Origin of the sequence: Paenibacillus sp. FSL W7-1088 (assembly GCF_037969855.1) — a bacterium.
Taxonomy (GTDB): Bacteria; Bacillota; Bacilli; order Paenibacillales; family Paenibacillaceae; genus Paenibacillus.
Genome location: NZ_CP150216.1, coordinates 4,737,587 through 4,760,639, shown reverse-complemented (window position 1 = coordinate 4,760,639; position 23,053 = coordinate 4,737,587). Strand labels below are relative to the sequence as shown.

The following is a 23,053-nucleotide window of genomic DNA, read 5'->3' as shown; positions in this document are numbered from 1 at the left end:
TGGCCCAGGGTCATGCGTTCTGGCACCATTAACGATGGTCAATACGAAAGGAGTCATTTACATATGGCGAAACAAGCGAAAATCAAAATGGCAAACGGCGGAGAAGTTGTAATCGATTTGTTCGATCAAGAAGCTCCAAACACAGTAGCAAACTTTGAGAAACTGGCTAACTCCGGTTTCTACAACGGTCTTGTATTCCACCGTGTTATTCCGGGCTTTGTAGCTCAAGGCGGATGCCCTAACGGTTCCGGTGCAGGCGGCCCAGGTTACACAATCAACTGTGAAATCAACCCGAACAAACATGAGCGCGGAACATTGGCTATGGCACATGCAGGCCGTAACACAGGCGGAAGCCAGTTCTACATCTGCTACCAACCGCAACCACATTTGGATGGACAACATACTGTATTTGGTAAAGTAACCAAAGGTATGGAGTTCGTGGACGCTTTCGAAGGTCGCGACAAAATGGAAACTGTTGAAGTAGTAGAAGCTTAATCAATATCCGTATGTAAACCGTTTCGCAATGAGCGAAGCGGTTTTTGTTTACACTTAAGCTTATTAAAAGTTAGTATGTGACAAAAAGGAACAAAAAACAATTGATTTTTTGACGTTAAAGTGCTAACATCCAATTAATAACGCAACGAATCCTTCAGGGCAGGGTGTAATTCCCTACCGGCGGTGATGCAGTATGTGAGGATATCTTTCCAGCATTGATGCAAAGTCCGTGACCCGTCTGCCTGTGGCAGATGGCTGATCTGGTGTAATTCCAGAACCGACAGTATAGTCTGGATGGGAGAAGGAGAGGGTGCCGTCCTTAGGGACCGCATTCCGCAGGAGTGTTGCTGTACAGTTTTTGATGAATTCATTTCCTGTGCAGGGAGAAATCCGGATACTTCCGGCAATCTTCATACATATGCCACATCATAGAAGCTCTTTACCTGTAATTGAAGTTCATTAAGGTATGTGTCTGCTTTCACTTGCCTGAAATGAAGTTTTGGGCGATGTGTTGTTGGCAATGTATCAATAGTACTGCTGGTGACACATGTCTCTCATCATCCCCATCGAACGGTTTGTTCGACGGGGATTTTTTAATATCAGTAAAGTAAAAACTTCGAAGTATGATGCTCTTGATATTGCAAGAAAAAATTCCGCTAAACGCGGTCTGGCTTCCTTGGAGTACTTCGATAGACGTTTTTTCTTATTGGATATGGAACATGCCTCTCTGTTGGAAGGGAGGTCTATAACTTGAGATTTTAACCGTGGGGTGAACGGACTTGGAAATGATTAATGATGAATTTTATATGGCGCTGGCACTGGATATGGCAGAGCGGGCACAAGGACAGACTGGAATCAATCCGGTAGTAGGTTGTGTCGTTGTTAAAGAAGGACGTATCGTGGGCCTCGGAAGTCATCTCAAACGGGGAACGGGTCATGCAGAGGTTCATGCGCTGAACATGGCGGGCAGTGATGCGGAAGGCAGTACAGTATACGTTACGCTTGAACCCTGTAGCCATTATGGCAAGACTCCACCATGCAGTGAACGTCTCATTCATGAGAAAGTGAAACGTGTCGTCGTATGCTGCGAAGATCCGAATCCGCAAGTCTCAGGCAGAGGGATCAGCATGCTGCGTCAACAAGGGATCGAAGTTGAAGTTGGAGTGCTGCGTGAGCGCGGAAGACGGATGAACGAGAAATTCATCAAATACATTACAACAGGTCTCCCCTTTGTAACTTTGAAGACGGCCTCTACTCTGGATGGCAAAATCGCTACGCGTAGCGGTGACAGCAAATGGATCTCTAACGAGTCAGCTCGCGAGATTGTACACGCGCTTCGTCATCGCCATCAAGGAATTATGGTTGGTGTGGAAACGGTCATTGCAGACAATCCCGAACTCACGACTCGCTTGCAAGTGGAAGGGATCAGCCCGGTACGAATTGTGGTCGATTCCAAGCTACGTCTGCCTGTAGGAGCCAAAATGGTTAAGGATGGCCTTGCACCAACCTGGGTGCTTACAACGGATGAGGCGAGCCCTAAAGCCGCTGAGCGGCTTGAGGCCTATGGGGTGGAGATTATACGTTGTGGTCCAGGACCACGTGTTGATCTGCTAAGTGCACTCAGCAAGCTCGGTGAGCGTGAAATTGGTTCGATTCTGCTTGAAGGCGGGGGTACTCTGAATGGTGCCATGCTGGAAGCGCGATTGGTAGATCGACTGCTCATGTTCATTGCTCCGAAAATTGTCGGAGGATACGAAACACCAGGCAGTTTCCGCTTCGAGGGTGTTGAGCGCATGAGTCAGGCGATTCAATTGCATCAGCTGGAAATTGAGCAAGTTGGAGATAATATTAGCATTGGCGGAATTCCGGTTTGGCCTGAATAAATGAATTGATTGAATTAACAATAACGAAATAAATAAAGGAGGCGGTAGCATGTTTACCGGTTTGGTGGAAGAAGTCGGTCAGATCCGGCGTATAGGTCGGAAAGGCGAAGCGATGGTCCTGAATATCGGAGCTTCCGCCATCATGAACGACTTGAAGATTGGCGATAGTGTAGCCGTAAACGGGGTATGCTTAACTGCGACTACCCTGGAGGGTGGCGGTTTTACTGCTGACGTGATGCCTGAGACATATCGACATACCAATCTTAGTCAATTGCAATCCGGAAGCAAAGTTAATCTGGAGCGAGCCATGTTGTCAGGTGGTCGTTTTGGCGGGCATATCGTTCAGGGCCATGTCGATGGCACTGGGGTCATTGGCAGCATTACACGTGACCAGAATGCGATTGTTTTCGAGATCAAACCTGATGATACGCAACTGTTCAAATATCTGATACCCAAAGGGTCTGTAACCCTGGACGGAATTAGTCTGACCGTTGTGCATACTTCACAGACCGCATTCACTGTATCCATTATTCCACACACCATTGGTGAGACCGTATTAAATGTGAAAAAGACGGGGGATACCATCAATATTGAGTGTGATATTTTGGGCAAATATGTGGATCATCTGTTGCACTATGGTAAGGGACATCAGGAGACAGGTACGGGCAAGCCGAGAAGTATCAGTGAGGATTTCCTTGCTAATCACGGATTTGCTTAACAAATCGTAATTGCTTAACTACAAATATAAATTGAAATAGATACTGGAGGGGGACCTATGTCAGAGAAATCCATTCTGAATTCTATTGAGGAAGCCATCTACGATCTCATGCAGGGTAAACCGGTTATTGTGGTGGATGATGAGGATCGGGAGAATGAAGGTGACTTTATCGCTTTGGCGGAAAAGGCTACACCTGAAGTGATCAATTTCATGATTACCGAAGGCAGAGGTCTGGTGTGTGTTCCCATTACGCAGCAACGTGCCGATGAACTCAACCTGAAACCTATGGTCCAGCAAAATACGGACTTTCATGGGACGGCTTTTACCGTCTCTGTAGATCATAAAGATACCACAACGGGCATCTCGGCTCATGAACGCTCCATTACAGTTAAGGGTCTAATTGATCCCGAAGCGAAAAGCGGAGATTTCCGCAAGCCGGGCCACATGTTCCCACTTATTGCTAAAGATGGCGGTGTGCTACGACGCGCGGGCCACACGGAAGCGGCTGTAGATCTCGCCATTATGTGCGGTTCCTATCCGGCAGGTGTAATCTGTGAAGTGATCAAGGAAGATGGCACGATGGCCAGACTTCCGGATCTACAGGAGATCGCCCGCAAGCATGATCTGAAGCTAATCAGCATTCAGGATATGATTCGGTACCGGAATGAGAAGGAACAGCTGGTTCAACGCGAAGTAGCTGTACGTATGCCAACGGACTTTGGTGAATTCCAGGCGGTGGCCTACACCAATGCGGTGGACAACAAGGAGCATGTTGCTTTGGTTAAAGGCGAAATTGATGGTTCGAAGCCTGTATTGGTCCGCGTACACTCCGAATGTCTCACAGGGGATGTTTTCCATTCCCATCGCTGTGACTGTGGTCCACAATTCGATGCAGCTTTGAAACAGATCCATGACGAAGGCAATGGCGTCCTGCTCTATATGAGACAGGAAGGACGAGGCATTGGACTGATCAACAAGCTCAAAGCCTACAAACTGCAAGAAGAAGGTCTGGACACCGTGGATGCCAATCTGAAGCTTGGGTTTGCTGCCGATCTTCGAGATTACGGCATTGGTGCCCAAATTCTCAAGGATCTTGGCGTTCGTCAAATCCGTTTGTTAACCAACAATCCACGCAAAATTAAAGGGCTTGAAGGTTACGGACTTGAAGTGGTGGAACGAGTTCCGATTCAGATGGAAGAGAACGAGGATAATACGGTTTACCTGCACACGAAGCAGGCAAAACTCGGCCATATGCTAAAGTTCGACGATATCGAGCAGAATGAAGAAAAAAACTGAGTAGCTTTTCTGAGTTAAATAAGTGAAATATTTGCCGAAGATCAGCTGCATACATCATATAATACAATTAGGGAGATGACTTGAATGCCACACTTTTTTGAAGGACATTTGGTATCAGAAGGATTAAAATATGGAGTGGTTGTAGGACGTTTTAACGAGTTCATTACAAGCAAATTGCTCAGCGGAGCACTGGATGCGTTCAAACGTCACGGTGTACAAGATAATGAAGTGGATGTAGCGTGGGTTCCAGGAGCTTTTGAAATCCCGTTGATTGCACAAAAAATGGCTGAAAGTGGAAAATATGATGCAGTCATTACGTTGGGGACGGTTATCCGTGGTTCAACAACACATTATGATTATGTGTGTAATGAGATGGCTAAGGGTGTAGCCGCAATTAACCTGAAAACAGGCGTACCTACAATCTTCGGCCTCGTTACAACAGAGAATATTGAACAGGCCATTGAACGTGCTGGAACAAAGGCAGGAAACAAAGGCTGGGATGCAGCTACTGCCGCGATTGAAATGGCGAACTTGACGAAACAGCTAAAATAGTGCTTATTTAATATAGTGCCCTGCTCTGCGCAGACGAAAACGGGAGACCGGATTCGGCGGCTTAGCGGGGGTTTTTATTTTTCTGGCGGGAGGATTCGTCTAGTGACGGTAGTTACATACAAACTGGAGACTTTTGAAGGGCCTTTGGATCTGCTGCTTCATTTGATCGATAAGGCAGAGATTCATATCCAGGATATTCCCATCAGCGATATTACCGATCAATATATGGCGTATCTGCATTCGATGCAGGAGCTGGAGCTGGATATTACGAGTGAATTTTTGGTAATGGCAGCAACATTGCTGTCAATCAAGAGCAAACTATTACTGCCCAAACCACCGGTAATCGAGGATTTTGAGGATTATGCATATATGGAAGATGAAGATTATGATCCACGTGCCGAACTGATTGCACGTCTGATTGAATATCGCAAATACAAGGGAATTGCGCGTCACTTGCACGAACGGGAGTGGGAACGCAGCCTTATTTTCTCCAAAGAGCCCGAGGATTTGCGGCCGTATATGCCTGTAGAAGCACAATCGAATCCGGTAGAGGGTTTGCATACCTCTGATCTGATTGCAGCCTTTCAGAAGGCGCTGCGTAAGGCGGAGAAGCGGACAACCGTAACTCGGATCCAGCGGGATGAAATCTCGGTTAAGGATCGCATTCGCGATGTTATCGGCGCGTTGGAAAGTATGGGACCGGGGGGCAGGCTGTTATTCTCCAAGCTGCTGGATAACCAAATTTATCGGCATGAGATTGTCGTAACTTTTCTGGCGGTGCTGGAGCTGATGAAGATGAAGCAGATTGTCTGTTATCAGGAGCGGATGTTTGAGGATATCGTTATGGAGTGGAGAGGGGAAACAAAGAATCATGGATTTTCCGAAATTGAAATCGATTATTGAAGGCCTGCTGTTTTTGTCCGGAGAAGAAGGTCTGAGTATCAAACAAATCGCCGAGATCGTGGATCAGCGAGCCGAACTGGTATCGGATGCGATCGAGGAAATGATCGCTGAATTTGCCAAGCAGGGACGAGGCGTACAAATTCTTAAAATTGCAGGGGTAGTCCAACTGGGGACATTACCGGAACATGCAGCTTATTTTGAGAAATTGGCTTATTCACCTGCACGTACCTCTTTATCCCAGGCGGCTTTGGAGACGCTCGCTATTGTGGCGTATCGTCAGCCTATCACGCGGGTGGAGATTGAGGAGATCCGTGGCGTAAAATCCGAACGTGCCATTCATACCCTTGTGAACAAGGATCTCATTCAGGAAGTGGGACGGGCTGAGGCCATTGGACGCCCAATTCTATATGGCACTACCAAGTCCTTCCTGGATTACTTTGGCTTGGCTTCGCTCAAAGATCTGCCTGAGCCAGGGTTGTTTGAAGATTCCGAGAACCTGGAGGAAGAAACACAGCTGCTTTTTGAAAAATTGGATGTGCAGCATGTGGATCTGGATCTTGATAATACAAATCTTGAAGATGATACAAATGCAAACGATATTAATAACGAAGATGATCCTTTGAACTCATAACTTTGCAGTCTGGATCGATCCAAAACCGGTACCCTGTCGGAGGGCCGGTTTTTTTGACGTGGTAAACGGAATGTATTACAAGGTGGTTGTGCAAAGATTAAATGGAATTTTCAGGTCAGACGTGAATTTTTTCCTATATAGAGTGTCATACTAGACGAGAAAAGAATTGAGGGCTTGGAGGTAAGGCCTGTGTGGATTTGGCTTGGAGGAATCGGCTTGTTGATCGCACTGCTTCTTGTCGCAGTCCTCATCTCGTATGTTCATGTGCATTTTACATTCAGGAAACACAATCATGATGATTATGCCAAGATTACGGTTCGTCTGCTATATGGCATTGTGCGTATTAACTATGAAATTCCTAGTATCGTCTTTCGGAATATGAAGGAAGGTTTCCTTGTGAAGACGGAGCAGCGAATGAATCATTCGAGGGGCGAAGCCCAGAGCAACGAGCGTGTTAACAAACGTAAAGTCAAAAAATGGGCTAAGGATGTAAAGATCATGCTCAGGGCAACGGAAGCATTAAAGCTCTGGATCAAGCAAACGCTCACTCGTGTACATATGACTCACTGGTCCTGGTCCACTCGCATTGGCGTCGGCGATGCAGCATATACGGCTGTTCTCATAGGTTGGGTGTGGAGTATCAAGTCGATCATCATTGGATACCTCTCTTATCAAATCCGTTTTGAACAAACGCCAAAGTTACAAGTTGTGCCGGTGTGGGAAGACGAGATGGAGTTCCAAACCGAGCTGGATTGGAAACTAAAGATCCGGATCTCAGCAGTCATGATCGCAGGACTTACGTTGTTAACCCGAGTGCTTCAAGTTGAGGGAGGATGGCGGATGTGGTTCAAACTCCTACAAGAACAACGTCGCAGACGCAAACTAAAGCTCAAGAAACAACACAGTAAATCGCACATATGAGTGCATGTATTGTTCCGTGTTATTTAGCTTTCATGAAAATGATTGCGGGTGCGAGTGGAACAATGGCTCTTGGCTGGATCTATTCGGCAGTTAAAGTGAAGCCGAGTATGCGACAATTTTCTACAGTTTGCTTGCAACTGCCTGGTTTTATTTTGCCGAGTCAGCGGTTTGAAGTATTGAGGTTTAGTTAAATGGCTGGCTTACATAAGTCCCTACAAGTTTGGGGATGATATGGTTAGATCAAACCTAGCTTAAATTGAAACTGGAGGGAATTCAAATGTCAGATCATCCAATTCAAGGCTTAATGGAAACCGCAATGGAAAATATCAAGGCCATGGTGGATGTCAATACAATCGTGGGCGATGCGGTTGAAACACCTGATGGTACCGTAATTTTGCCGATCAGTAAAGTAGGATTCGGATTCGCTGCGGGTGGCAGTGATTTTCATGTGAGTGATGGAAGCAGCAAAGGTGGAAACGGTGGTAGCAGCGGAAACAGTACTACTGAGCATGCCAGCTCCGCATCAGTTGCCTCACCATTTGGAGGAGGAAGTGGGGGCGGCGTATCCATTCGTCCTATCGCATTCCTGGTAGTTGGCAAACAGGGCGTTCATATCGTGCCGCTTGACAACTCAACGCATCTGTTTGAGAAACTGATCGATTCCACACCGTATGTGATGGACAGAATTCAGGACATGTTCCGCAATCGTAATACAGCACAATCTGCTGAGTCCGGTATTCCTGTCACACCTGATCCTTCTACGTACAGCTAAATGATTCGTTTAAAATCCCTTCCGCAGCGCATGCGAGAGGGATTTTTGCTGTTTTCTAACACTGGGACATACTTCGGGTTGTCCAGACATAAGCTAGTACAAGATTCCAAGTGACCCGGAGGAATGAATCGATGCGAAAATTAATGAAATTTATGGCGTGTATGTTTGTACCTTTGTTTCTGTTTCCCTCTATTGGGCTTGCTGAAGCCCAGGGAACCATACCTGGCCCCTCAAACCATGCGCAAAGCGCTGCTCTCATTGATGTGACTTCAGGCCGAATATTGTACAGCAAGGATGGGGATAAGGAACTCAGAATTGCCAGCTTAACCAAAATCATGACAGCAATTGTTGCGATTGAACACGGTAAACTGGATGACAAAGTAAAGGTAACTTCTTCGGCTTTTGCCAAAGAAGGCTCGTCCATCTATCTCAAGCTGGGTGAAGAAATGACGCTGGAAAATATGCTGTATGGGCTGATGCTGCGATCAGGCAACGATGCGGCCTCGGCGATTGCTGAACATGTCGGTGGATCTGAAGAAGGTTTCGTGCTGTTAATGAACAAAAAGGCAGAGCAAATGGGTCTGACGCATTCCCATTTTATGAATCCCCATGGACTTGATGCAGACGGTCACTACTCTACCGCCAATGATCTGGCACGCTTAACCGCGTATGCGCTCAAGAATCCGGTTTTCAAACGAATTGTAGCTACAGAGAACAAATCAGCTCCAAATCCGAATGAGAGCTGGCAGTACTCCTGGCAAAACAAAAATAAAATGCTGCGGTTGTATGAGGGAGCCGATGGCGTAAAGACCGGATATACCAAAAAGGCGTTCCGTTGTCTCGTCAGCTCGGCTACTCGCAATGGACAACAGCTTGCTGCGGTAACCCTGAACGACGGCGATGACTGGAATGACCATGCTCGCATGCTGGATTTCGGTTTTGAAAACTTCCCTTTGGTGGAAATTGCAAAAAAGGAACAGCCTGTACAGAACACGGATGTAGTCACAGGTCGCGGGTTCACCTATCCTCTGGCGAAGAGTGAGACAGCCTCATTGGCGAAAAAGCTGATTTTACTCGAAAACCGTGCCCAGAAGGGTTCGAAGGGAGATGCAACATCGACAGATCCTTCCTTTGGACTGGCCGGTCGAATTGATATGCAGCTTGACGGAAAACTTGTAGGTTCTATTCCTGTGTATCGCAAAGGAAGTTATATTCCGCCGGAGCCGAAGGCAGAGGATGCAACTCTGGGGGGGATTGGTGAAATTTCTACCTGGGCTTCCGCATGGCGTGCAGTATTAAGCCATTTGTTATCTCCATAATGAGGGGAGGGTTATCCTTTGATCAATGTAATCTGGCTTCTCATGATTGTAACCGGCTTTGCTTTTGCAGCAGCACAAGGCAAAATTGAAATTGTTACACAGGCGGCTTTTGATGGAGCAGCAACCGGAGTAACGGTATGTTTTGGGCTGATCAGTGTGCTCGTGTTCTGGATGGGCATGATGAAAATGGCTGAGGATGCCGGGTTGCTGGGCCGAATTGCGAAGCTGTTGGGTCCGGTTGTTGCCTTTCTGTTCCCGGATGTTCCGCGGAATCATCCAGCTATGGGCTATATTTTATCCAACATGAGTGCCAATCTGCTCGGCCTAGGCAATGCGGCAACCCCAATGGGGATCAAAGCCATGCAGCAGCTGCAAGAGCTGAATCCGGATAAACAAACGGCTTCCCCTGCCATGTGTACTTTGCTGGCTCTGAATACGGCGAGTATCACTATTATCCCGACAACCCTGATAGCTATTCGTCTTAATTATCATTCCGCGAACGCCACGGAAATTGTAGGCACAACGCTAATGGCAACCATTATTGCAACATTTGCAGCCATCGTAGCCGATCGCTGGTACCGAAACAGGGCACTTCACAGGCCGCCGCGTGTACATAAAAGTGATAATCCCGTATGAAAGGATGAGCAACGTTGTTAACCTTCATCAACTGGATTTCCGTCTGGGCCATTCCGGTTATCATCGCGTTTGTTCCATTATATGCGTTTACCAAAAAGGTCCCGGTCTACGAGTCTTTTGTTGATGGGGCCAAAGATGGTTTCTCTACGGCAATCAGCATTATTCCCCATCTGGTAGGCATGATGGTAGCGATCAGTGTATTCCGTGCCTCCGGTGCATTGGATTATGTGATCAGTCTATTCGCACCACTTGTGTCCTGGATGGGGGTTCCGGGAGAAGTATTGCCACTCGGTATTTTGCGTCCTTTGACCGGGACAGGCTCGCTTGCTTTTACGACAGATCTGATCAAAACGTATGGTCCTGACTCGATGATTGGCCGCATGGCTTCTACGATTCAAGGCAGTACGGATACAACACTATATGTATTGACAGTTTATTTTGGAGCGGTAGGTATACGTAATGGTCGATATGCGCTCAAAGTTGGGTTGTTTTCCGATGTGGTTGGTTTCATTGCTGCCTTGGTCATTTGTTTAATTGTATTTGGGTAAAAAATATGCCCTCTCCTTCCGATATACGAATTATGCTAGAATGAAAGCGGAGGAGAGTGAGAACCATGCAAAAGAGTTGGAAAAGAATGCTCCGCTTTGGGATGTCAGGCATGCTTGCCATTGCGTTGCTTGCAGGACAGACGGGATTGGCTGCGGCTCAAGCCGTTAATACGATTCATTTTACAGGTTACTTCGATAAACAGTTACGTGCTCAGTTGGCCGTTACAGCGGATTCTTTTCCAGTTGTGAACGTACGTCTGGTCAAGCAGGATGAACCCGATACAGTATATTATGATGTAGGTACATCCATACTGATCTCCAAGGATGAGGTGCTAACCAACTATCATGTCATTCAGGACTATGCTGAACTGTCTGATGGGGATGAAGGCAAACTTACTGTAGCAAGCCCAGGTCATCTGGACAAGCCGGTTAAAGCGAAAATCGTTAAAACAGATCCGGTGACAGATATGGCATTGCTGAAGCTGGACAAAGAAATCGACGCACAACCGGTGACGTTTGCAAATGCGAAAGATAATCAAATCGTCTATACCATAGGTTTTCCTAAAAATTCCGCCGGGGAACTTGTGCTGTTGGACGAACAATTCCCTTCAACTTTCAATACAATCGCCAAAAGCCGAGTATTTAATTCACAGGATTCGGACGTTCCAGGCAAGAAGGGCATTGGCAGTATCGTAAAATCAGTGGCACAAGGCAATTCAGGTGGCCCTGTTCTGGATCAGAACAATCGGGTTATTGGCATGATGACCTTTGTATACGGAGGACGTACTTATTATATTACTTCCAAAACGTTGCAATCCTTCATTAAAGAAAGTGAATCCCCTGGAAAAAAACAGGTCGTTGTTGCAGGTAAAGTATCCAGCTAACCTTATTCACATTGCATTGGTTACATACGGTTGAAATTGAACGGCTCACCTTGACGCTCCTGTCGCATACAGGCAGTGAGAGGGTGAGCTTTTTTGGACTGAATTTATAGCTAAATGCAGCTTAAAAGGTCTTTACAACCCCTGCGTTAACAAAATCGATGGATTATCCTTGTGATTTCCGGCCTTGATGGGTATCATTAGTGTGAGGTGACATGACAAACATGGAAAGATTACAAAAAATTATCGCACAGGCAGGCATTGCATCCCGCCGCAAGAGCGAGGAACTGATCCTGTCCGGCAAAGTAGAAGTTAACGGGGAGGTCGTAACCGAACTGGGTACGAAAGCGAACCCCGAAGAGGATATGATTACGGTTAATGGTAAACCGATCCGCAGTGAAAAGAAAGTGTACATGATGTTGAACAAACCGAAGGGTGTTATCACAAGTGCTTCAGACCCGGAAGGTCGGAAAATTGTATCCGACTATCTTAAAGGTGTCAAAGAACGTGTGTATCCCGTTGGTCGTCTGGATTATGACACAGAAGGCTTGCTCATTCTGACCAATGATGGTGAATTTGCTCATTTGCTCACGCATCCGAAGCATCACGTACCGAAGACGTATCTGGCAACGGTTAAAGGGGTTCCCCATGGTACTGCCCTGGAGAAATTAAAGACAGGCATTATGCTGGATGACGGCATGACCGCTCCTGCAGAGGTTGAATACAAGGATGTCGATACGGCAGGCAATGAAGCTGTAATCTCCATCACGATTTACGAAGGACGTAACCGTCAGGTTAGACGTATGTTCGAAGCGATTAACCATCCGGTAACACGTCTGAAACGGATTTCGTTTGGTGGCATTTTGCTTCAAAACCTGAAACGGGGACTCACACGCAATCTAACCAAAGAAGAAGTCAACAACCTGATTACGCTCGCAAAATCAGAACCCGCCAAAAAAATGAAAAAAAGGTAATGTGAGGACACATAATTTTCATAAAAGCGCCGCAGTTTTGTGACGAAATTCGCTATAATTGTTCATAGGATGTTCACAGTTGTCCAAGACCGTTATATGCGAATGCTAGTCACTCAAGCTTTTTGCATAAATCCCCGGAGCGACTTTCAATCCGCATGAGTTAGATCGAAATGGTTTTAATCGTCTAATTCTTGTACCCGGGAGCGTTTAGAATCAAATTATGCAAAATGCTGAATTAAAAGGGGAGCAGCACATGGGGAAATCAAGAAGAGCGGTGCAAATCGTCATTTTGTTATTGATCCTGGTGTTGGGCGGATATGCGATTACTACATCGGTATCCGGCTCGAATGGCAAGCCAAAAGAAGGGGACAAGGCTCCTTCTTTTGAACTGCTGGGCCTGGATGGACAAGTTCATACGTCTGAGGAATACAAAGGCAAAGCCATGGTAATCAACTTCTGGGGAACTTGGTGTGAGCCTTGTGTCAAAGAGATGCCTGCGCTACAAGCTCAAGCGGACAAATGGAAGGACCAGGGTGTGCAATTTGTTGGTATCAATGTTGGGGAAGACCAGATGACCGTGGAAAATTTTGTTCGACAGGTGGGCGTTACGTTTCCGATTATGCTCGACCGTGACAAAAACTCGATCCGGGATTTCGGTATATCTCCGATGCCAACGACATTTTTTGTCTCCGACACGGGTAAAATCTCCACCATTCATATCGGTCAACTTGATTTGGACACACTTGACGCTCAAATTTCACAATTGGCGAAACAGCCCTGACAGGAGGTCTAGTCGTGTTCCAAAATACGAAATGTGAGTGCGGACACCAAAATCCGGTGGGCACTGTACTGTGTGAAGCATGCGGCAAGCCGCTGCTGGAGGCCGAGGTCAAATCGGATGAAGTATTGGAAATGCGTTATGATGGCATGGCCCGTCGTTCGCAGCGTACGAATCCCAAAATCCTTGACCGCATATGGAACTTTTTTTCATCGGTCAAAATTGCTGTTTACATGATTGTGTTTACGCTTGTAGGTTCCATGCTGGGCACGATCTATCCACAAGAAAGTACATTTCTGAATATTGATCCATCCGTATATTATAAGGACACATACGGTCAATTGGGTCATATCTATTATCTGCTGGGTCTATCCCATACATATGAATCCTGGTGGTTTATTTTGCTACTGGTGCTGATCGGTGCCTCACTGGTCATATGCAGTCTTGACCGGGTACTTCCACTGTACAAAGCGCTGAATAAACAGAAAATACGCAAACACATGCAGTTTCTTACACGCCAGCGACTGGTGTACCAAGGCTCCATAGATGAGGCATCAGAAGACTGGATTAAGAAAGCGGTTACGCCGCTTAAAAAGAAAGGTTACCGTGTGCATACCGAGGGTAGTGCATTGCTGGCTGAGAAGCAGCGATTCAGTCGCTGGGGACCTTATGTTATCCATATCGGCTTGATTATCTTTCTGCTCGCAGTACTTGCCCGAGGACTTCCCGGGCTCAATCTGGATGAGCATGTTGCTTTTCCCGAAGGTGAGATCAAGAAAATACCGAATACCTCCATGTATTTAAAAAATGAACAGTTTAATGTTGAGTTTTACAGTGAAGATGAGGTTCCAGAACAGTTCCGTAATTTGAACAAAACCGTTCCAAAACTGTTTGAAACCAAAGTGGTGTTGTACGAATGTACGGCAGATTGTTCTGATCCTTCGAAAAAACCTCAATTGACCGAGGTGGACCGACATGATGTTCGAGTGAATCATCCACTGAATTACAAGGGATTGAAAGCATATCAGTTTGATTATGATCTGACACCAACGATTCGTTCGGTAACGCCTGATTTGGTCAATGCTCAGACAGGTGAGAAATACGGAGCAATCCAAATTGCTATGGTAGATACACAGCGAACGTTCGAAGCTGGACCTTATAACCTGACTGTAAAAGAAAAATATATGGATTTTGGGCTGGATGAAAATGGAGAACCTAAGTCAAAGTCTCCTTCACCGAATGCGCCCGCCTTTCTATTTAATATCAAGGGACCCAATTTACCTAAAGAGGGAATGCAGTACTTGTATTTTGCGAAGCAGATCGATAAACAGCGTTTTCAACAGGATGCAATTAACGAACAGCTGAATGGAGGAGCCATTCCTTTGCAGCTGGAGGTTGACAGCATGGATAAGGTGGACATTATTCAATCCGTGAGTTACCTCAATATCCGTATTGATAAGGCCATGCCTTTTGTATGGGTTGGGGCAGGAATCGTTATGTTGGGTCTGGTTATGGGCTTTTACTGGCACCACCGACGTATTTGGATTCGGATTGATAATGGACAACTCACCCTAGGCGGCCATACGAACAAAAACTGGTTTGGATTTAGGCGTGAGGTTGCAGCTGTGTTAAAACATATGAATGTGGAAGTGGATGAGAAGTCGTTGGATAACGGGGGGAACCAAACATGAGTTTATTGGATTTCAGCAGCGACGCATTTATCGTATCTTTTTTTCTATATTGTGCCGCATTTATGTTATATGGCGTTGCCGTCATGGGCAAAAAATGGAGTAATCGTGACCCGCAAGCTCATGTAGAACGATGGGGAAAACGAGCCTTTATTGCATCAACGGTTGCACTAGCTGCACATCTTATCTTCTTTGGTACACGCTGGGCTGGAGCAGGCCATATACCCGTAAGTAATATGTATGAGTTTATGAGTTTTTTATCCATGATGATTATGGTCGCATTTATTGTAGTTTACGCCATATATCGTAAGTCGTTGCTAGGACTGTTTGCATTGCCACTAACCATCATTATTATGGCATATGCAGCCGTATTTCCTCAGGAAGTACAGCCGCTGATCCCTGCTTTGCAATCGATATGGCTCAAGATCCATGTGACGTTGGCTGCACTTGGCGAGGCATTCTTCGCCGTAGGCTTTGCGGCAGGATTCATGTACTTGTTACGCACGGTCGACTTCAGTGGCAAGGATAAGTCATCCAGACGCCAGCGAGGATGGGTTGAGTTTACATTAATCACTATCGTCGTTGTGGTTGGGTTTATCGGTTCGGTATTTGCTTTCCGTGCTTCCGGATATGAGGCGGTTTTTGTTCAGGAAACCACGAGCATTGACACAGAGGTACAGGAAAATAGTACAATAGAGAAAGTGATTTATCGTATGCCTCCTATTTTTGCACCTTATAATAGCGAAGTGGAGAGCATAAAACCGTTTCTTGGCATGAAGGAACCTTTACTTGAAACACCTTCCTGGATGAACGGAGTTAATGCTGGGCGCAAACTGAATACGGTGGTCTGGTCTTTGATTGTAGGGCTGATCTTATATGGACTTATTCGTTTAATTGTAAGAAGACCGCTTGGACAAGCTCTGCAGCCGATGCTGGACGGCATTGATGCCGACGATCTCGACGAGATTAGTTATCGCGCAATTGCTATCGGATTCCCGATATTTACATTGGGAGCGTTAATTTTTGCTATGATTTGGGCTCAGATTGCCTGGAGCCGCTTCTGGGGATGGGACCCCAAAGAGGTGTGGGCACTGATAACATGGTTATATTATAGTGTGTACCTGCATTTGCGTTTGTCCAGAGGCTGGCAGGGCCGCAAGTCTGCCTGGCTTGCAGTACTTGGATTTTTGGTCGTTATGTTTACGCTCGTTGGTGTGAACTTGATTATCGCCGGGTTGCATTCTTACGCAGGGGCAGACTAGGATAGGTAGTTTCGTGAAGTTCCCGAGAGAAATCCATGAAACACATACGTAAGCCCCTACGTCCAATGGGGCATTCAAATATTGTTCGCCAGATCGAACATAATAGAAGTGATGAGGAGTTATTGCAAAGGGGCTGGAGTGGAATGGCTGAACATGAGAACCGTATACTAGTCGTGGATGATGAGGAAAGAATCCGACGGCTTTTGAAAATGTATCTCGAAAAAGAAGGTTATGAAATCGATGAAGCAGAGGATGGGGAAACTGCGCTGCGAAAAGCAACTGCTGGTGACTATGGTCTGATTTTGCTTGATGTGATGTTGCCGGGCATGGACGGCGTTGAAGTATGTACCCGTTTGCGTCAGGTGAAATCAACTCCGGTTTTGATGCTTACTGCAAAAGGTGAAGAAATCAACCGCGTTCAGGGCTTTGAAGTTGGAGCAGATGATTATGTCGTTAAACCGTTCAGTCCACGTGAAGTGATTTACCGGGTGAAGGCAATTCTGCGTCGTTCTTCTGCGACAGCATATCTGTCCAAGGAGAGTAATTCAAGCAACAATATCGTATTTCCTCATTTGGTCATCGAACATGATGCTCACCGCGTAACTGCGGGTGGGGAGGAGATCAGTCTAACACCGAAAGAATATGAACTGTTGCATTATCTTGCGACATCTCCAGATAAAGTTTTCTCCAGAGAAGAGCTGCTGAAGGATGTATGGAATTATGAATTCTTTGGTGATCTTCGTACTGTGGATACACATGTGAAGCGTCTTCGCGAGAAGTTAAACAAGGTTTCGCCAGAATCAGCGGCGATGATTACGACGGTGTGGGGTGTGGGTTATAAACTGGAAGTACCGAAGTAGTTTTAGTTTCTGGAGATCGCTGGTCGGGAAGTTATGGATTACGATTATTTGCCTTGTGGGCTGTGTACTCATAGCATTGGGTCTTTTTTTGCTGCCGTATATTGATACGAATTTTGCGGAGTCTGAGTCGAGAGATATCAAACGTTTGTTCACGTATGTTTGTATTATCGGATTCAGCTTAACGACCTTTTTTGCGCTGTTTCTTTTCACGAAAATTACGCAGCCGATGCAGCAGTTAATTCAGGCAGCCAATGCGATTCGGAAAGGTAACTACGGTACGCGTCTCTCCCTTGTAACAAGCGATGAGATTGGAGAATTAGGTAATACATTTAACCATATGGCTGCACAGCTGGAAGATAACATTCGCAACCTTAACCATGAGAAAGAACATCTGGCAAGCGTGCTCCGAAGCATGACCGATGCCGTAGTGACATTCGACGGTGAGGGAAAAGTTATTTTGACAAACCCTCCTGGTGAGAAAATCATGCAGGCTTGGTGTGATTTGGATTGGGCACAGATGGATGAGGGACAGGGTTTGGATAATTCTGTGAATTCTTCACGAGAGGTACCGGAACCACTTGTTCCTTTGTTCAAAATGGTGATGGAGCAAGGTGTCGATCAGAACTCTAACGTGCATGTGCAGCAGGGCGTCTGGTCTGTTCAGATGGCACCTTTGTATGCGGATAGTGTCGTACGAGGCGCGGTAGCTGTGCTTCGTGACGTAACGGAGGAAGTGCGACTGGAGAAGATGCGTCGTGATTTTGTCGCCAACGTATCCCACGAAATACGTACTCCGCTATCCATGATGCAAGGGTACAGTGAAGCTCTTTTGGATGGGATGGCGGCTTCTCCGGAAGAAAGTGAAGAATTAATTCAAGTGATTCATGATGAGTCTTTGCGTATGGGCAGGTTGGTTAAAGATCTGCTTGATCTTGCGCGAATGGAAGCGGGTCATACGGATATGGCCGTGAAGGAAGTGGATCTGATTGAACTATTGGAGCGTGTCTATAGAAAGTTCTCTGTACGTTCCAAAGAACAGGATATCCATCTTCGGTTTGAGTGCAAACAGACTTCGATTGAACTTCACCAGGCTGACGAGGACCGGCTTGAACAGGTATTTACAAATTTGCTGGATAATGCGTTTCGGCATACTCCCTCAGGCAAAAATGTTGTCATATCTGCAGAGCTGTTATCCGATATCCGGACACCTCTAGCTAAAGTGACTGTAAAAGACGAGGGCGTAGGCATTCCGTCTTCTGATCTGCCATTCATCTTTGAACGATTCTACAAAGCAGATAAGGCTCGTGTTCGGGGTGAAAGTGTCGGTACAGGGCTGGGGCTCGCAATTGTAAAAAATATTGTAGATGCACATCACGGTACCATTATCGTTAATAGTGTACTTGGCGAAGGTACAGAGTTTATTTTACAATTTCCTGTGGATTCTTCGAAATAGCCCGAATTCATACAAAAAGTGCGAAAGCACCCTCATGCTGAGGGTGCTTTTTTTGTTGAACAGTACCGTTTAATCTTGTTCAACGTGGAACAAGTATGTTCACTTTTTTTGCATCAAAAAGGTGTCCAAGATAATTTTACCTCTTATGAAACATAAGCTTGAAAAGCGAAGAAGTTAGAGGAGGAGTGGATTAGGCATGTCTGATGAAAGAAAAAGGGTGAATATTAAAGCTTTTTTAGAAGGAAGATCCTTTCGAGCGGGATCACCGTTTATTCCAATTACATCGAGTGAAGTGGAGCAGTTTGAGTCCATTTTGAAAGCACTGGCATTGACTATTCCTGTAGCTGTAAGTCAGCCTACAGCGTCTAATATTCTCGCGTTGCAAAACAGTTTACGGAGTTTGCTCACTTTTGTTAATACCTCTGGTTTTCGAGCTGGGGTGAAAGCGGAGTTACAATCCGTTCTGGAACTAACTATAGCAGGTTCTGAAGTTGTACCTGTAGCCGTCATCAATCTGGCTGGCAACTTGCAAAATTTGCTCGATGATTTGTTAAGTATAACGTTGCTTCTGGAAGTTCCGCCTGCGGAAAAAGATAAACTGGTCGGATTGATTCGCTCCATATCTGTATCCTTGAGTCGTGCTACCAGTTTATTTGGTACATCGGGAACACCCGGTCCTCCAGGCCCCCCGGGAGTTCCAGGAGTTCCAGGAGTTCCAGGTGTTCCCGGAGTCCCAGGTCCGGCTGGCCCAGGGGGGACAGTTGGGCCAGTGGGCCCGGTAGGTCCGGTAGGTCCGGTAGGTCCTCAAGGGCCCCAAGGTGTACCAGGTGCGCAGGGGCTGCCGGGAGTTGGACTGTATGATATATCCGTTTTTGATCCAGCTCAGGCACCTGGCTATGTGCAAGGTCAAGTAGTTTCGTATAACGGCAGTCTTTATGTTGTTAACGTGAATGATCCTACCGGAGTACCGGGAAGTTCTCCAGACTACACGTCGTTTTTGTCAGGAGGAACGACTGGAGCAACAGGGGCAGGTTTTACGGGCTCTATTCCATTCGATCAGGCGCTCGCACCAGGTTATCCGGCAGGACAAATTGTAACATTTGGCGGTAGTACCTATATTACTAATGTGGCATCGCCAACGGGAACACCGGGTAGTTCACCGGATTATACTTTGCTAGCAGCGGCCGGAGTTACTGGAGCCACCGGGGTAACAGGTGTGGGACTCGGTGGTTCTGTTCCGTTTGATCCGGCAGTAGCACCAACGTATCCAGCGGGTCAAGTCGTAACGTTTGATGGCAGCACGTATATTGCAAATGTCGCATCGCCAACGGGAACGCCGGGAACATCCCCTGATTACATATTATTGGCTGGTGCTGGGGCAACGGGTGCGAAAGGGGCAACCGGCGTCGGTGTAACGGGCGCAACCGGAAATACGGGTGTAACGGGAGCCACCGGTGCAGGCCTGACAGGCGTCGTTCCATTCGACCCAGCAGTAGCACCAACGTATCCAGCGGGTCAAGTCGTAACGTTTGATGGCAGCACGTATATTGCAAATGTCGCATCGCCAACGGGAACGCCGGGAACATCCCCGGATTACACGTTGCTGGCTGGTGCTGGGGCAACGGGTGCGAAAGGGGCAACCGGCGTCGGTGTAACGGGCGCAACCGGAAATACGGGTGTAACGGGAGCCACCGGTGCAGGCCTGACAGGCGTCGTTCCATTCGACCCAGCAGTAGCACCAACGTATCCAGCGGGTCAAGTCGTAACGTTTGATGGCAGCACGTATATTGCAAATGTCGCATCGCCAACGGGAACGCCGGGAACATCCCCGGATTACACGTTGCTGGCTGGTGCTGGGGCAACGGGTGCGACAGGGGCAACCGGCGTCGGTGTAACGGGCGCAACCGGAAATATGGGTGTAACGGGAGCCACCGGTGCAGGCCTGACAGGCGTCGTTCCATTCGACCCAGCAGTAGCACCAACGTATCCAGCGGGTCAAGTCGTAACGTTTGATGGCAGCACGTATATTACGAATGTCGCATCGCCAACAGGCACCCCAAGAACGTCCCCAGATTACACGTTGCTGGCTGGTGCTGGGGCAACGGGTGCGACAGGGGCAACCGGCGTCGGTGTAACGGGCGCAACCGGAAATACGGGTGTAACGGGAGCCACCGGTGCAGGCCTGACAGGCGTCGTTCCATTCGACCCAGCAGTAGCACCAACGTATCCAGCGGGTCAAGTCGTAACGTTTGATGGCAGCACGTATATTACGAATGTCGCATCGCCAACAGGCACCCCAGGAACGTCCCCAGATTACACGTTGCTGGCTGGTGCTGGGGCAACGGGTGCGACAGGGGCAACCGGCGTCGGTGTAACGGGCGCAACCGGAAATACGGGTGTAACGGGAGTCACCGGTGCAGGTTTGACAGGCGTCGTTCCATTCGACCCGGCAGTAGCACCAACATATCCAGCGGGTCAAGTCGTAACGTTTGATGGCAGTACGTATATTGCAAATGTAGCATCGCCAACGGGAACGCCGGGAACATCCCCGGATTATACGTTGCTGGCTGGAGTAGGAGCTACGGGAGCGACAGGGGTTACCGGAGTCGGTGTAACGGGAAGTACCGGAGCCACGGGAGATACGGGAGTAACCGGAGCAACAGGGGTCAGTGTAACCGGAAGTACCGGAACAACCGGAGATACGGGTGTAACTGGGGCGACTGGAGATACAGGAGCTACGGGGGTAACTGGAGCTACAGGGGTCAGTGTAACCGGAAGCACCGGAGCCACGGGAGTAACCGGAGCAACCGGAGCAACCGGAATAATTGGAGTTACGGGAGAGACAGGAATCACCGGAGCCACCGGAGCGACGGGATTAACCGGGGCCACTGGGGTTGCGGGCTTAACGGGTGCAACAGGGGTCAGTGTAACCGGAAGTACCGGAACAACCGGAGATACGGGTGTAACCGGAAGTACCGGAACAACCGGAGATACGGGTGTAACTGGAAGCACAGGAACAACAGGCGTTACGGGGGATACTGGATCAACGGGAGTAACAGGTGCTACTGGAGTGAGCGTCACAGGAGCAACTGGGGCAACTGGAGGTACAGGAGCAACTGGGGCAACTGGAGGTACAGGAGCAACTGGTGATACAGGTGTAACCGGAGCCACTGGAGTTACCGGCGATACAGGGGCTGCGGGGGTAACGGGTGCTACCGGTGTTGGTGTAACAGGAGTAACAGGAGTAACAGGAGCAACTGGTGATACAGGTGTAACCGGAACCACTGGAGTTACCGGTGATACAGGGGCTGCGGGAGTAACGGGTGCAACAGGAGCAACCGGAATAACCGGAGCCACAGGAGCCGGTGTAACTGGAACCACAGGAGCGACAGGCGTTACGGGGGATACTGGATCGACGGGAGTAACAGGTGCTACTGGAGTGAGCGTCACAGGAGCAACTGGGGCAACCGGAGGTACCGGAGCGACGGGTGCAACAGGAGCAACAGGTGCAACAGGTGCAACAGGAGCAACAGGTGCAACAGGAGCAACTGGTGATACAGGTGTAACCGGAGCCACTGGAGTTACCGGCGATACAGGGGCTGCGGGGGTAACGGGTGCTACCGGTGTTGGTGTAACAGGTGCAACAGGAGCAACTGGTGATACAGGTGTAACCGGAGCCACTGGAGTTACCGGTGATACAGGGGCTGCGGGGGTAACGGGTGCTACGGGTGTTGGTGTAACAGGAGTAACAGGAGTAACAGGAGTAACAGGAGCAACTGGTGATACAGGTGTAACCGGAACCACTGGAGTTACGGGAGAGACAGGAATAACCGGAGCCATTGGGGTTACGGGCTTAACGGGTGCAACAGGAGCAACTGGAATAACTGGAGTTACGGGAGAGACAGGAATAACCGGGGCCACTGGGGTTACTGGCTTAACGGGTGCAACAGGAGCAAGCGGAACAACTGGGGTTACCGGAGCCACAGGAGCCGGTGTAACTGGAAGCACAGGAGCGACAGGCGTTACGGGGGATATTGGATCGACGGGTGCAACAGGAGCCACAGGAACCTCTGTAACATCTAATTCAGCTTTTGGTGAAAACACAAATGGAACCATCCTTGTTATTTTGGGTGGAACACTAATACCATTACCAAACAACCAAAATATAGGCACTGGCATAACCATCAATGGAGCGAATGATACTTTCACTCTTGCCAATGCAGGGCGTTACTATATCTCTTACAAAATAAATCTGACAGCCGCACTTGCTATTCAATCCCGTATATTACTTAACGGGGCAGCAATTCCAGCGAGTGTAGTTTCACCATTACTTTCCCTCAGTCAGTTACAGTCTGACTTTATTGTGACGGTAACTGCTGGAGCTACAATACAGTTCCAATTATTTGGTCTTGTTGCTACAGCTGTCCTCTCTCCACCAGGAGCTACAATAAACATTATTCAATTAAGTTAATGCATGAATTAC

At 47.7% G+C, this 23,053-nt stretch carries 21 protein-coding genes and 1 riboswitch; all 21 genes read left to right on the top strand.

Annotated features, from left to right (window positions below; genetic code table 11):
• Positions 1 to 63 precede the first annotated feature (63 nt).
• The 21 genes from MKY42_RS21455 (at position 64) to MKY42_RS21355 (ending at position 23,041) form a co-directional block, all read left to right on the top strand.
• Positions 64 to 495 carry a peptidylprolyl isomerase gene (locus MKY42_RS21455; RefSeq protein WP_024630947.1) on the top strand — a complete coding sequence of 144 codons (432 nt, stop codon included), beginning with the start codon at positions 64 to 66 and terminating at the stop codon, positions 493 to 495.
• A 146-nt stretch (positions 496 to 641) separates the two neighbouring features.
• A riboswitch (FMN riboswitch) is annotated at positions 642 to 805 on the top strand.
• 469 nt (positions 806 to 1,274) lie between these two features.
• Entirely contained in the window at positions 1,275 to 2,378 is a 1,104-nt protein-coding gene (gene ribD / locus MKY42_RS21450) for a bifunctional diaminohydroxyphosphoribosylaminopyrimidine deaminase/5-amino-6-(5-phosphoribosylamino)uracil reductase RibD (protein WP_179264036.1), read from the top strand.
• Positions 2,379 to 2,427: 49 nt separating this feature from the next.
• The gene (ribE, locus tag MKY42_RS21445) at positions 2,428 to 3,096 is read left to right on the top strand and encodes a riboflavin synthase (RefSeq protein ID WP_090900696.1); all 669 of its coding nucleotides are present in this window, start codon (positions 2,428 to 2,430) and stop codon (positions 3,094 to 3,096) included.
• 57 nt (positions 3,097 to 3,153) lie between these two features.
• On the top strand, positions 3,154 to 4,392 hold the full coding sequence (locus tag MKY42_RS21440) for a bifunctional 3,4-dihydroxy-2-butanone-4-phosphate synthase/GTP cyclohydrolase II (protein WP_090900693.1): 1,239 nt from the start codon (positions 3,154 to 3,156) through the stop codon (positions 4,390 to 4,392).
• Between the two features lie 84 nt (positions 4,393 to 4,476).
• On the top strand, positions 4,477 to 4,944 hold the full coding sequence (gene ribE / locus MKY42_RS21435) for a 6,7-dimethyl-8-ribityllumazine synthase (protein WP_062324408.1): 468 nt from the start codon (positions 4,477 to 4,479) through the stop codon (positions 4,942 to 4,944).
• Positions 4,945 to 5,046: 102 nt separating this feature from the next.
• Positions 5,047 to 5,847, top strand: a complete 801-nt coding sequence (locus tag MKY42_RS21430; protein ID WP_024630942.1) for a segregation/condensation protein A — start codon at positions 5,047 to 5,049, stop codon at positions 5,845 to 5,847.
• A complete protein-coding gene (gene scpB / locus MKY42_RS21425) occupies positions 5,816 to 6,478 on the top strand; it encodes an SMC-Scp complex subunit ScpB (RefSeq protein ID WP_090900690.1) in 663 nt (220 codons plus the stop codon). Before MKY42_RS21430 ends, scpB begins: the two co-directional genes overlap by 32 nt.
• Positions 6,479 to 6,667: 189 nt before the next feature.
• A complete protein-coding gene (locus tag MKY42_RS21420) occupies positions 6,668 to 7,399 on the top strand; it encodes a DUF2953 domain-containing protein (protein ID WP_090900687.1) in 732 nt (243 codons plus the stop codon).
• 32 nt (positions 7,400 to 7,431) lie between these two features.
• Complete coding sequence (locus MKY42_RS21415) at positions 7,432 to 7,590, top strand: hypothetical protein (RefSeq protein ID WP_339844499.1); 159 nt, start codon at positions 7,432 to 7,434, stop codon at positions 7,588 to 7,590.
• 86 nt (positions 7,591 to 7,676) lie between these two features.
• Positions 7,677 to 8,171, top strand: coding sequence for a GerW family sporulation protein (gene ytfJ, locus MKY42_RS21410; protein WP_090900684.1), 495 nt, complete (start codon positions 7,677 to 7,679; stop codon positions 8,169 to 8,171).
• A 131-nt stretch (positions 8,172 to 8,302) separates the two neighbouring features.
• Positions 8,303 to 9,490, top strand: coding sequence for a D-alanyl-D-alanine carboxypeptidase family protein (locus tag MKY42_RS21405; RefSeq protein WP_090900681.1), 1,188 nt, complete (start codon positions 8,303 to 8,305; stop codon positions 9,488 to 9,490).
• 18 nt (positions 9,491 to 9,508) lie between these two features.
• Positions 9,509 to 10,126: a nucleoside recognition domain-containing protein gene (locus tag MKY42_RS21400; RefSeq protein WP_339844497.1), complete on the top strand. Its 618-nt coding sequence runs from the start codon at positions 9,509 to 9,511 to the stop codon at positions 10,124 to 10,126.
• Between the two features lie 14 nt (positions 10,127 to 10,140).
• Positions 10,141 to 10,674, top strand: coding sequence for a spore maturation protein (locus MKY42_RS21395; RefSeq protein WP_062324415.1), 534 nt, complete (start codon positions 10,141 to 10,143; stop codon positions 10,672 to 10,674).
• A gap of 65 nt (positions 10,675 to 10,739) precedes the next feature.
• Complete coding sequence (locus tag MKY42_RS21390; RefSeq protein ID WP_339844493.1) at positions 10,740 to 11,558, top strand: serine protease; 819 nt, start codon at positions 10,740 to 10,742, stop codon at positions 11,556 to 11,558.
• A 221-nt stretch (positions 11,559 to 11,779) separates the two neighbouring features.
• Positions 11,780 to 12,529, top strand: coding sequence for a pseudouridine synthase (locus MKY42_RS21385; RefSeq protein ID WP_024634051.1), 750 nt, complete (start codon positions 11,780 to 11,782; stop codon positions 12,527 to 12,529).
• A 253-nt stretch (positions 12,530 to 12,782) separates the two neighbouring features.
• Positions 12,783 to 13,310: a redoxin domain-containing protein gene (locus MKY42_RS21380; protein ID WP_063568320.1), complete on the top strand. Its 528-nt coding sequence runs from the start codon at positions 12,783 to 12,785 to the stop codon at positions 13,308 to 13,310.
• 14 nt (positions 13,311 to 13,324) lie between these two features.
• The gene (locus MKY42_RS21375) at positions 13,325 to 14,998 is read left to right on the top strand and encodes a cytochrome c biogenesis protein ResB (RefSeq protein ID WP_339844488.1); all 1,674 of its coding nucleotides are present in this window, start codon (positions 13,325 to 13,327) and stop codon (positions 14,996 to 14,998) included.
• On the top strand, positions 14,995 to 16,257 hold the full coding sequence (gene ccsA / locus MKY42_RS21370) for a cytochrome c biogenesis protein CcsA (RefSeq protein ID WP_179264038.1): 1,263 nt from the start codon (positions 14,995 to 14,997) through the stop codon (positions 16,255 to 16,257). The genes MKY42_RS21375 and ccsA overlap by 4 nt, the downstream gene beginning before the upstream one ends.
• A 143-nt stretch (positions 16,258 to 16,400) precedes the next feature.
• Positions 16,401 to 17,117 (top strand): response regulator transcription factor, encoded by a 717-nt coding sequence (locus tag MKY42_RS21365; RefSeq protein ID WP_017687664.1) that lies wholly within the window; start codon positions 16,401 to 16,403, stop codon positions 17,115 to 17,117.
• Positions 17,118 to 17,172: 55 nt separating this feature from the next.
• Positions 17,173 to 18,570 carry an ATP-binding protein gene (locus tag MKY42_RS21360; RefSeq protein WP_339853017.1) on the top strand — a complete coding sequence of 466 codons (1,398 nt, stop codon included), beginning with the start codon at positions 17,173 to 17,175 and terminating at the stop codon, positions 18,568 to 18,570.
• Between the two features lie 196 nt (positions 18,571 to 18,766).
• Positions 18,767 to 23,041: a collagen-like repeat preface domain-containing protein gene (locus MKY42_RS21355; RefSeq protein ID WP_339844485.1), complete on the top strand. Its 4,275-nt coding sequence runs from the start codon at positions 18,767 to 18,769 to the stop codon at positions 23,039 to 23,041.
• The last annotated feature ends 12 nt before the right edge of the window (positions 23,042 to 23,053 follow it).